Genomic DNA, 11630 nt, shown 5'->3' with positions numbered 1-11630 from the left:
TCACGTGTTTACGCGCATTATTTTATAAGTTAATTGTACCGTGAACAATTAAAATAAATTTGACAGAAACGACCTCTTTTGGGAAGAATTTAAAAAGGTCAGGCATTTTTGATAACCCTGCCCCAAAAAAAATCCCCAGGGAAAAAAAAACCCGCATCCTGTTAAGGAATACGGGTGTAATAGTTATGCTATTAACAAGGGGGTGGCAAATTATTTAACATCCCACCAAACCCTGTCGGTAAGCTTAGCTGTTTGCTGTGGCTGTGGATTTGATGTTATTTCAGCCTGCGGGTATAATACCCTCCGTGGTATGGCCGACAACGCGTTTGGTACGGCGGGCAAAACAGGATAACCGGTGCGTCGGTAGTCCGTAAAATTTTCCAGCGAGAGGAAGTTGGCAATACCTTTTTCTTCGATGATCAATTGCTCGGCATTGCTGGCGGTTAAGGTTCTTGAGGCCAGGTAAGCGTTGGCTTTGTCTGTACTAACACCAAGCTTTGTCATGTGCGATAAAACCGCGCTTTGGTAAACAGGCGCCGCGCTTGTATAGCCCGATGTTATCAGTGTAGCCTCGGCCTTTAAAAACAATGCTTCCGAATAATTTACAATGTAATTGGTGGCTCCGGTGGCGCCATAAAAGTCGCCGGGACGTGAGTAGTCTTCCAACTGGCCAATTGTATTTAGGCCCTGTCCCAGCCCGGTGTAAAGGCCCGTTGCTGTAGCCGGAGCTACCATAGCACTTAAGCGTGGATCGCTACGGGTTGAAAAACCATTAACAAAAGTACTACCCAAAACAACCGTACTGGCCGATATAAAGTTTTGCTGCCATGGATTTTCGCCACCAGCCGCGCCTGTATAAGCCATTTTAAAGTCATCATCGTTTGATTGCATGCCTTTTTCCAAAGCTGTAAGTGCCAGCTGAGCCTGCGTTGAGGCGGTGTAACCCGGCGCTTTAGTTAGGTGCATATAATAACGCGCTTTTAAAGTGTAGGCCAATTTTGTCCATTTACTCATATCGCCGGCGTAAAAAAAGTCGTCGCCGCCAGGTTTTACCGTACCGTTTTTGGCAATATCGGCAATACCGGCGTCCAATAAACTTTGTATCTGGGTATAGATATCTTTTTGGGCATCATATACGGGCGTAAACTCAGCGCTTCCTTTAAAGGCCTGCGAATAAGGCATATCTCCCCACAAATCAGTTCCGGTACCCAGGCAATATGCTGTTAATATTTTAGCTATACCTGCATAATTTGATTTACCATCGGCCGTAGCTTTCTGATTTAGCGTTACCAGGTTATTCAGGCAGGTTACATACAGGTTGCCCCAGTCGCCATCCATATCCGAGTTATACATTAGGTACGTGCCTGCATTGGGTGCTACCTGGTTAAGGGCAGCAACCTGCATGTATTCCTGTACAATTACGGCCACGTTACCCGCATACAGGCTTGATGATATATCCAGTTCAACCGGCGCCAGGATCTGGGCCTCGGCCACGTCAATGGGCTGATTGGGGTTTTGATTTACATCGATATATTTTTTACACCCCGAAGCACTTATCAGGATACATGATATTAAAATCATTGATATTTTTTTCATGATACTTTTTTGTTTGATAAATGGATTAAAGTGTGAATTTTAAGCTAAAGTCGATTGAACGGGAAGTTGGGGTAGAGAAGGAATAAATACCCTGTGCACCGTTTGACGCGCCAAATGAGCTTACTTCCGGATCGCCGCCGGTAAAGTGCGGCGCATAAATCCACAGGTTACGACCGGTTACACTAAAATTAAGCGTTTTAAAAGGTGTGCTTTTTAACCACAACGGTTTTACAGTATAGCCTACACTCACATTCCTCAATTTAATATAGGTACCATCCTGTATTACCGATTCGGTGATGCCGTTTATACGCTGGTAATATGCCTGGCCGTTAACAGAGATAGTATTTGGCTGGCCTGTTACAGCGCTTATACCGTCAACCACTCTCGGGCCGCGGTTTTCGGTAACTTTGGGCGTACCATAAAAGTATCCGTAGCCATCAACATTGTTCTGAATATCGCCGCCTTTTTTCACATCAAAAAAGAAGCTCAGGTTAAATTGTTTATAACGCAGATTACTGCTGAAACCGCCGGTCCAATCAGGATTGGTGTTACCAATTATACCCTGTGTATCGTCGGCATAAGGCAGGCCACCGGCATCAATCAATAATTTACCCTGTGCATTACGTGCATAGCGTGTGCCGTATATAATACCATAAGGCTGACCTACAATAAGTGAGGTAAAACCGTTGCCCAGTTGTTGCAAATCGCCATAAAGGTTTAACACCTTATTACGGGTACGGGTAAAGTTCATGGTTACCGACCAGTTAAAGTCCCTGGTTTTAACGGGCACCACAGTAAGCAACAATTCAATCCCCTTGTTTTGCATTACACCGGTATTTACCGTTGTACCGCTATAACCGGTAGAAGGGGCTATACTTACGCCTGGAATAATACCGTCTACGGTCTTCTTAGCAAAATATGATGCTTCCAGGCTTATCCTGTTGTTAAAAAAGCCTGTTTCGAAACCTGCTTCAAACTCGTTTATCCTTTCGTTTTTCAGGAAAGGGTTACCCAATGTCGAACTTAGCAAGAATCCAGACTGGCCCTGGTAAGGGAAGGTAATATTGCGGATGGTTTGGCTATAGTAAGGTGTAGTAAGTGAATAAGCACCTACGTTACTGCCACCAACTGTTGCATACGAAACCCTGAATTTACCCAGGTTCATCACATCCTGGAAATCTTTGGAGAAAAATTCCGAAAATATAAAGCTGGCTGCTGCCGATCCGTAAGGATAAAAATTATTGGATGTTGAAAGTACCGAACTTCCATCATACCTGCCGGTAAGAGAAAGTATCAGGAATTTTTTATAATCGATGTTGGTTTGCAGGTAAAAACCTATTCTGCGCACCAACGCATGGCTTTCAGAATAACTTACCGTAGATGCCGAACTGATGTTATCTAAATCGGCCACCGAAAGACCAACGCCGTTGGCATATGAATTTTCGGTATACTGCGAAAAAATATTGTTTCCCAAAACACCATCAATGTTAAAATCGCCAAACTGATGGTTACCGCTGATGATCAAATCGTTATTAATCTGCCTGAAATTGGCGTTATTAACTACAATACGGCCGTTGGGGTTAGATACTGAGTTGGCAGATTCATGGTATTTATCCTGTTCAACGTATACATCGGCACCAAAACGCTCAGTTACGGTAAGCCATTTTAAAGGCTTGTAATCTGCGGTAAAAGTTGGCATAAAGCGGTTTACCCCAGATTTGTTCGAGATATTATTTAATACCCAGTAAGGATTGTTCCTGGAGTAACGGTACAAGCGCTGCGTTCCGTCGCCATTTTCATAAGGTAACAGGTTGTACGATATGGGGGCAGTAAAAATTGTCCATACCGGGCTCTCTAAAGCCCATCCTTCGGGCAGCCTGTCGTTTTGCGAATTGGAATAATTTAACTGGAACGTGGTGGTCAGGTTAGGCAGAATCTTTGCACCATACTTTGCAAACAACGAATTACGGATAAACGAGGTAGTTGGTACCGTGCCTTGCTGATTAAAATTAGAATACGATATATAGTAGTTTGAAGCTTCACCGCCGCCATTAATGCTCACCACATTATTATAGGTATGGCCGGTTTTAAAGAACAGGTCTGATTGATTATATTTTTTTGCAGCCTGGCCGTTTATCTTCAGGGTATCCATCAGCGGCCCCCAGGAGGTGCTGGTTTTTAAAGTTGTACCATCATAAAACTGTCCGTTTGTTCCCTGGGCATATTTGCTCTGGATTTGTGGCAGTAAAGGATTTTCCGACGAAAAATCAGACGAGAAACTGACGGTAGCTTTTTTGCCGGCCGACCCGGTTTTGGTGGTAATGATAATAACACCATTGGCACCCAGCGAACCATATAATGCAGTTGCAGCCGCACCTTTTAGCACGTTGATGCTTTCAACAATGTTAGGGTCCAAATCGGCAATCCTGCTTGTACCCGGGCCGGAGTTAAGGTTACCTGTTTCGCTGTTATCAATCGGGATACCGTCAATAACCATCAGCGCGTTGTTATCGCCATAAAATGACGATGCGCCCCGAACTACAATACGGGTAGAGCTGCCCGGGTTACCCGATGAACTGGTAATTTGCACACCAGATACTTTACCGGCAATGTCGTTAACAATGTTAGGATCTTTTCCCTGAACCAGCTCGGCGCCTTTTACTTCCTGGCTGCTGTAGCTTAGCACCCTTTTATCGCGTTTTATGCCAAGTGCCGTAACCACAACTTCGCTAATCGCCTGGTTGTCTTCGGGCAAAACAACATTAATCTCGGTTTGGCCGGTAAGCTTAATTTCTTTGGGGATATAGCCAATGGCCGAAAAGTTAAGCGTGCCGGTACCCGGGTAGCTGATGCTGTAGGCACCATTAATATTGGTACTTACACCTTTGTTGGTGCCTTTTAATCTGACGGTGACGCCAGGCAGGGGTAAGCCTTTATCGTCAGATACTTTTCCTTTTACTGTAACTGTTTGTGCATTAGCATTTAAGCAAAATACAAACAAGGCTACTAAAGGCAAAATGAACTTTTTTAGTAATTGTTTCAACTTCATAAATTAAAGTTTTGGGGTTAAAATCTATTTATTTACAACCTGATTTTCAGATATGTAAATCTATTTGCCCCCAACACTGCATTTTTTACAAAATTTTGCCAAAGCTGCCCGTATATTAACTTTCTTATTACAATGGCATTAATAAATTGTAATTATTGCATAAAGCCCGGCAATAATGGCTACTTTACTGTTAACATTAATAAAACCTCAAAAACGCCAATACCGCAAAAAAAGAGCTAATATCCGGCTAAAACCTGCCAATTATTATCCATAAACATTCATTTCATCCCGGTAATTTTATAAATTGAATTTATAGTGTTAACCTTATGCTAATGTTTGTAAACAAGTATTTTAAAATAAGCTGCTATGCCGTTGCATGCTTTATTGCTGCCGAAAAAACGCAGGCGCAATCTTACGTACCTGAATGGAACGATACCCGCTTTAAAGTAAAACCTGTTGTTCCGGTTAAGGCCTATAGCTTTGACTTAAAAGATGTACAACTTTCAGAAAGTCCCTTCAAAAAGGCTATGCAGGTTGACGCCGCTTATTTATTAACTATCGAGCCAGATCGATTACTGTCGGGTTTCCGTTCTCACTCGGGCCTACAGCCTAAAGGGAAAATATACGAAGGCTGGGAAAACTCGGGCCTGGCCGGGCATACTTTGGGGCACTACCTATCGGCCATTGCCATGCACTATGCATCAACCCGCGACCCAGAGTTTTTGAAACGTACAAACTATATAGTAAGCCAACTGAACGAATGCCAGGTGGCGCGTAAAAGCGGCTATGTTGGCGCTATACCCAAAGAAGATACCATTTGGGCCGAAGTAGCCAAAGGCGACATCCGTTCCCGCGGGTTCGATTTAAATGGTGGCTGGTCGCCGTGGTATACTGTACATAAGGTTATGGCCGGGCTTTTGGATGCCTATTTATATACTAACAATACACAGGCCCTCAAAATATGCCAGGGCATGGCCAACTGGACAGGCGAAACCATCAAAAACCTTGACGACGACAAGCTGCAAAAAATGCTGCTTTGCGAATACGGGGGCATGGCCGAAACCCTGACCAATTTATACGCCATTACCGGCGACAAAAAATACCTGGATCTATCGTACAAGTTTTACGATAAGCGCATATTAGATCCGCTTGCCCAAAAGAACGATATATTACCCGGCAAGCACTCTAATACCCAGATACCTAAAATAATAGCCAGCGCCCGCAGATATGAACTTACCGGTGATGGAAAGGACAAAGCCATAGCTGATTTCTTTTGGGAAACCGTTACCGGCTTTCACTCCTACGCAACCGGCGGTAACAGTAATTACGAGTACCTTACCGAGCCGGGCAAACTAAATGACAAGCTTACCGAAAACACTACCGAAACCTGCAACACCTATAATATGCTAAAGCTTACCCGCCATTTATTTGCGGTTGAGCCTTCGGCAAGGTTGATGGATTATTACGAAAAGGGCTTATACAACCACATCCTGGCATCGCAAAACCACCAAACAGGCGGGGTATGTTATTTTGTGCCTTTGCGCATGGGCGGTAAAAAAAGCTACAGCACCCCCTTTGATGATTTTACCTGCTGCGTAGGCTCGGGTATGGAAAACCATGTAAAGTATAACGAAAGCATCTACTTCAGGGGTGCCGATGGGAGTGTTTATATCAACCTGTTTATTCCGTCGGTATTAAACTGGAAGCAGAAAGGCCTGAGCATTAAACAGGAAGGTAATTTGCCTTCGGCAGATCGGATGGCTTATACTATCACCCTTGCAAAACCGTCTACATTTGCTATCCGCATCCGCAAACCCAAATGGACAGGCAACCCTACAATCAGTATCAACGGAAAAACACAACAGCTTACTCCTGATGCGGAAGGCTATTTTGTATTGAACCGTAAATGGCGCAATAACGATAAAGTAACGTTTACTACGCCCGAGAGTTTATATACCGAGGCCATGCCCGATAATGCCAACAGGCGCGCTATATTCTATGGCCCGGTTTTGTTAGCCGGCGTTTTGGGCAACACCGAGCCCGACCCGTTAAAAGGAGTACCAGTTTTTGTAACCAGCGAAACCGACCCTAACAAATGGCTGCAAATGGTTGATAAAACCCAGTTAAGCTTCCGTACCGAAAAAGTTTCAAAACCCGAAGAGGTGAAGCTGATCCCCTTTAACCAAACCAAAGATGAATATTACTCGGTTTATTGGGATGTATTTACACCGGATGCCTGGGTAGTACAACAAAAAGCCTATGATGAGCAAAAGAAAAAACAACAGGAACTGGAAGCCCACACTACCGATGTTTTACGCATAGGCGAAATGCAACCCGAGCGCGACCATAATTTTGCCGGCGAGAACACCACCACCGGCGAGGACCATCAAAAGAAATGGCGGTCGACAGAGAACGGCGGCTATTTTACCTACGATATGAAGGTTGATGCCAATACCCAAAACACACTCATTAACACGTATTGGGGTATGGATAACCGCGGCCGCACATTTGATATTATGATAGATGGCACCAAAGTGGCAACCGAGGATTTAAACAAGTACAAAGAGAGCCGTTTCTACGACATCAGCTATCTGATCCCCATTGAGTTAACCAAGGGCAAGCAAAAAGTAAGCGTTAAATTATTACCTAAAAAAGATAACAGTGCCGGCCCCGTATATGGCAGCCGCATGGTAAAAAACTAAAATATGATGACCAGTAAAATTAAAATAGCCTGCCTGTTGTCGGCATCGGTATTAGGTTTAAGCAGCAACTTATTTGCCCAGCAAAAGGATTATCCTATTCAACCTGTAGCATTCACCAATGTGCAGGTAAACGATAAATTCTGGCAGCCTAAAATGGCGGTAAATGCCAATGTAACTATCCCGTATGTACTTGCCCAGTGTAAAAAGAACGGCCGCATGGATAACTTTTTACGCGCCGCCAAACAATTAGATGGCGATAAGCTAAGTGAGTTCCCGTTTGACGATACCGACGTGTACAAAGCCATTGAAGGGGCATCCTATTCCATGCAAAACAAAAAGAACCCTACGCTGGATAGATATATCGATACGCTCATTGGTATTATTGGGGCCGCGCAGGAACCGGATGGTTACCTGTATACCTTCCGCACGGTACACGCCAAAAAACCTCATGAATGGATAGGCGACAAGCGCTGGGTGAATGAAGAAGTATTAAGCCACGAATTGTATGATTGCGGGCATTTATACGAAGCCGCCGTAGCACATTACCAGGCTACCGGCAAACGTACTTTGCTTAACATCGCCATAAAAAATGCCGATCTTTTGGTAAAAACCTTCGGGCCGGGCAAAATTGAAGAGTATCCCGGTCACCAGATTGTGGAGATAGGCCTATCCAAAATGTACCGTGTTACCGGCAAAAAAGAATACCTTGACCTGGCCAAATTCTTTTTGGATGTACGCGGCCCCAAAGGCGAATCATACAACCAGGCCAATAAAAAAGTGGTTGACCAGCACGAGGCCGAAGGCCACGCCGTACGTGCAGCCTACATGTATACCGGTATGGCCGATATTGCTGCCTTAACCGGCGATACCAAATACCTGAGCGCAATTGATGATATCTGGGGCGATGTGGTTAACAAGAAATTATATATAACCGGCGGTATTGGCGCAACCGGCAATGGCGAGGCTTTTGGTGATGCTTACCAGTTGCCCAACATGTCGGCCTATGCCGAAACCTGTGCGGCCATTGGCAATGTATACTGGAACAACCGGATGTTTTTACTTCATGGCGATGCTAAATATATTGATGTGCTGGAACGGACGCTGTACAACGGCCTGCTTTCGGGCGTTTCACTGAGTGGCGACCGCTTTTTTTACCCCAACCCACTGGCATCCATGAACCAGCACCAGCGCAGCGCCTGGATAAGCTGCGCATGCTGCATCAGTAACATGACACGCTTTTTACCATCGTTACCCGGCTATGTTTACGCCAAAAACAAAAACGACCTGTATGTTAACCTCTTCATGAGCAATACCAGTAACATTAAGCTAACATCGGGAAATGTAAACATTGTACAAACCACCGATTACCCCTGGAAAGGCAAGGTTGATATTACCGTTAACCCGGCAAAAGCAACAGTCTTCACCTTAAGGATACGCATCCCCGGATGGGCCAAACAGAAGCCTGTTCCCGGCGATTTATATTCATTTATGAATAATGTACAGCTGCCTGTTGTACTATCTATCAATGGCAAAGCAACCTCATTTGTAACCGAAAAAGGGTACGCCGTACTAAAACGCAGCTGGAAAAAAGGCGATAAGGTAAGCCTTAACCTCCCTATGGAAACTGAAAAGGTATTAGCCAACCAAAAGGTAAAAGACGACAGGGATCGTTTTGCCTTTGAGCGCGGCCCTATTGTTTATTGCCTGGAAGGCCCCGATAACCGCGACAGCCTGGTGCAAAACATCATGATAGATAAAAACGCCATAGCAAACGCCAATTACCAGGCCGACCTCTTGAACGGCGTAGATGTTATTAATGCCGAGGGCAAAAGCACCAAAAGGCAACTCAACAGCGATAAACTGACCGAAACCAGCCAACAGGTAAAGGCCATCCCCTACTACGCCTGGGCTAACCGCGGGCCAAGTGAAATGACGGTTTGGATCCCTTATGAGGCATCAGCTTCAAGGCCGCAGCCGGCACCTACCATTGCAAGTACCAGTAAAGTAAGTGCATCATTAAAAAATAAAAAGATGTTTGCATCTATAAAAGACCAGTATGAACCGGCCAGTTCAAACGATAACAGCTTTCCCTTTATGCACTGGTGGCCAGCTAAGGATACCAGCGAATTTGTTCAGTACGATTTTGACGCGGCACATACCGTAAGCGAATCAAAAGTTTATTGGTTTGACGATGGACCCTGGGGTGGTTGCCGCATCCCGGCATCGTACAAAATATTGTATAAAAAAGATGGGCAATGGGTACCGGTAAAAAACACAACGCCTTACACCATCAGCAAGGATAGCTTTAATACGGTAAGTTTTGAGCCGGTAAGTACTACCGCTTTACGGATGGAAATTCAGCTTCCGGTTGATAATTCGGCCGGTATCCATGAATGGGCGGTCAAATAACATTGAATAATATTCCAGCCCCCCTTTAATCATTAAGAAATATTTGTGCCCGAAACGGAACATTGCAATTGTAAATCAATTGCAATGTTCCGTTTTCTTTTCACACTTTATTTACAATTTAATCGGAAACTAACCAAAATAACATCGCGACTAAAATTCGATGTTAAACTTGTCTCTTCATTATTATGAAAGGTGGAGAGATATGGACAAAAGAATTTACCATACGGCTATCCCGGGCATCAGGACAGCCCTATTTATCATCGTTGGCTGCCAATGGTTTATGGCACATGCCCAAACACTTAAAACGGGTTCTCTTAAATACCTAATGGCCTCCAATGGATTCAATGGCTGCATTGCTTTGGGCAAAGCTATCGGCACACTGCCATACGGTAAATTAACATACCTCGACGGAGATAGCCGCATTGATGCCGACAGTTGCATAAAATATGCCTATAACGAGCCTTATGCTTTTACCCTTGGCGATAGCATAGACCTTGACATGGTAGCTGTCCGTGCCTATAAAGATAGCATAGTGAACATTTACCTGTTTTTTAAACTTTCGGATGCATATAAAGTATTAAAAAAATTCATCAGCCTATATGGCCAGTTTACCGAGAAGCCAGATAACTACTCGGATATTTATAACTGGAATTCAAGCCAAGTAAGCCTTTCGTTACGCTACCAGTGTAAGGCCGATTTGGGAGTTGCCATTTTTACATGCAAAAAGCTGGAAACCGAAATAGAGGCCGATAAACAAAGAGCAATCAGGCGGTATTATAAACAGGCATTATCCCTCAATTACTAAACCGCTTTTTTCATTCAGTTCGGCTTTAGGCATTGTACTTATATATTGTCATTAACTATTAAGGCATGTATTGCCTTAAATATATCTTACTGAAATTCACGCTACCGGCAAGCCGATGGAACTCCCCGGTTTACAAAAGCATTTACCTGTCGCAAAATCCAATATTCAGCAATTATTTGTTTCTGCTTTTACCCATGACCCCAACAGACAGAACCCAATAGCGGCGGCCGGCACATCATTTATCAACGGGCGGTTAAATAGGTGCTGAATATTATTTTGTACAGTATTTAACCCACTGTAAACCAGTGTACAAAAAACCAAACAAGGCAAATGAACAGAAAAACGCCTGTTTATTTCATTTTTTATAAATAAGTTTATTAATTAATCAAAAGTTAATAAAAATAAATACCGATTAAAGTTCGGTATTAAACTTGTCTCTCCAACATTATGCAAGGTGGAGAGATATGGAAAAAAGAATTTACCATAGGGCTATTTCAGGGATTAAAATAGCGCTGTTTGTCATTATTAGCAGTCAGTGGTTTATGGCAAATGCCCAGGCGCTTAAAACAGGCTCCATATCGTACTTAACATTAAATAACGGACCCGGCAACAATGTTGTTTTAGGCTCTGATATCAAAGACCTCCAGGCTGCCAACTTATCCTACCTTGATGGCGATAGCCGTGCTGACGCCGACAGTTGCTTAAGATATGCCTACACTGACCCAAATGTGTTGGACCTGGGCGATAGTTTAAACCTTGATATGGTGGGCATCCGTGCCTATAGGGATAAAATTGTGAACATTTACCTGTTTTTTAAAATGACAGATGCATATAAAGTTTTACAAAAATTCATCAGCATGTATGGCCAGTTTACTGACAGGCCCGATAACTATTCGGATATTTATAACTGGAATTCGAGCCTGTTAACCCTTTCGTTACGGTACCAGTATAAGGCCGACCTGGGTGTTGCCATTTTTACCAGCAAAACGCTGCAAAACGAGATAGCTGCTGATAAACAAAGAGCGATAAGCCGGGATTACAGCCAGGCATTATCGCTTAATAATTAAAC

6 protein-coding genes are annotated in these 11630 nt (G+C 43.8%); 4 read left to right on the top strand and 2 right to left on the bottom strand.

Annotated features, from left to right (window positions below; all coding sequences use genetic code 11):
* Positions 1–210: 210 nt before the first annotated feature.
* Both PQ469_RS03545 and PQ469_RS03540 read right to left on the bottom strand, forming a co-directional pair.
* The gene (locus PQ469_RS03545; protein ID WP_274211759.1) at positions 211–1596 is read right to left on the bottom strand and encodes a SusD/RagB family nutrient-binding outer membrane lipoprotein; all 1386 of its coding nucleotides are present in this window, start codon (positions 1594–1596) and stop codon (positions 211–213) included.
* A gap of 25 nt (positions 1597–1621) precedes the next feature.
* Positions 1622–4645: a SusC/RagA family TonB-linked outer membrane protein gene (locus PQ469_RS03540; protein ID WP_274211758.1), complete on the bottom strand. Its 3024-nt coding sequence runs from the start codon at positions 4643–4645 to the stop codon at positions 1622–1624.
* A 332-nt stretch (positions 4646–4977) separates the two neighbouring features.
* Between PQ469_RS03540 and PQ469_RS03535 the strand changes: the two genes are divergently transcribed.
* The 4 genes from PQ469_RS03535 to PQ469_RS03520 all read left to right on the top strand — a co-directional run bounded on the left by PQ469_RS03535 (position 4978) and on the right by PQ469_RS03520 (position 11628).
* Positions 4978–7347: a glycoside hydrolase family 127 protein gene (locus tag PQ469_RS03535; RefSeq protein WP_274211757.1), complete on the top strand. Its 2370-nt coding sequence runs from the start codon at positions 4978–4980 to the stop codon at positions 7345–7347.
* Positions 7348–7350: 3 nt separating this feature from the next.
* Positions 7351–9756 (top strand): glycoside hydrolase family 127 protein, encoded by a 2406-nt coding sequence (locus PQ469_RS03530; protein ID WP_274211756.1) that lies wholly within the window; start codon positions 7351–7353, stop codon positions 9754–9756.
* A 202-nt stretch (positions 9757–9958) separates the two neighbouring features.
* Entirely contained in the window at positions 9959–10561 is a 603-nt protein-coding gene (locus PQ469_RS03525; protein ID WP_274211755.1) for a hypothetical protein, read from the top strand.
* Positions 10562–11025: 464 nt separating this feature from the next.
* Positions 11026–11628 carry a hypothetical protein gene (locus PQ469_RS03520; protein ID WP_274211754.1) on the top strand — a complete coding sequence of 201 codons (603 nt, stop codon included), beginning with the start codon at positions 11026–11028 and terminating at the stop codon, positions 11626–11628.
* Positions 11629–11630 lie beyond the last annotated feature (2 nt).

This window comes from Mucilaginibacter sp. KACC 22773, assembly GCF_028736215.1.
Lineage (GTDB): Bacteria > Bacteroidota > Bacteroidia > Sphingobacteriales > Sphingobacteriaceae > Mucilaginibacter.
Note: the sequence above shows the minus strand (reverse complement) of the source record. Positions and strands in the feature narration are given on the sequence as shown.

Bases quoted from the DNA above. Each gene is read 5' to 3' on its own strand.
- PQ469_RS03545 (WP_274211759.1), bottom strand. From the start codon at position 1,596: ATGAAAAAAATATCAATGATTTTAATATCATGTATCCTGATAAGTGCT.
- PQ469_RS03540 (WP_274211758.1), bottom strand. From the start codon at position 4,645: ATGAAGTTGAAACAATTACTAAAAAAGTTCATTTTGCCTTTAGTAGCC.
- PQ469_RS03535 (WP_274211757.1), top strand. From the start codon at position 4,978: ATGTTTGTAAACAAGTATTTTAAAATAAGCTGCTATGCCGTTGCATGC.
- PQ469_RS03530 (WP_274211756.1), top strand. From the start codon at position 7,351: ATGATGACCAGTAAAATTAAAATAGCCTGCCTGTTGTCGGCATCGGTA.
- PQ469_RS03525 (WP_274211755.1), top strand. From the start codon at position 9,959: ATGGACAAAAGAATTTACCATACGGCTATCCCGGGCATCAGGACAGCC.
- PQ469_RS03520 (WP_274211754.1), top strand. From the start codon at position 11,026: ATGGAAAAAAGAATTTACCATAGGGCTATTTCAGGGATTAAAATAGCG.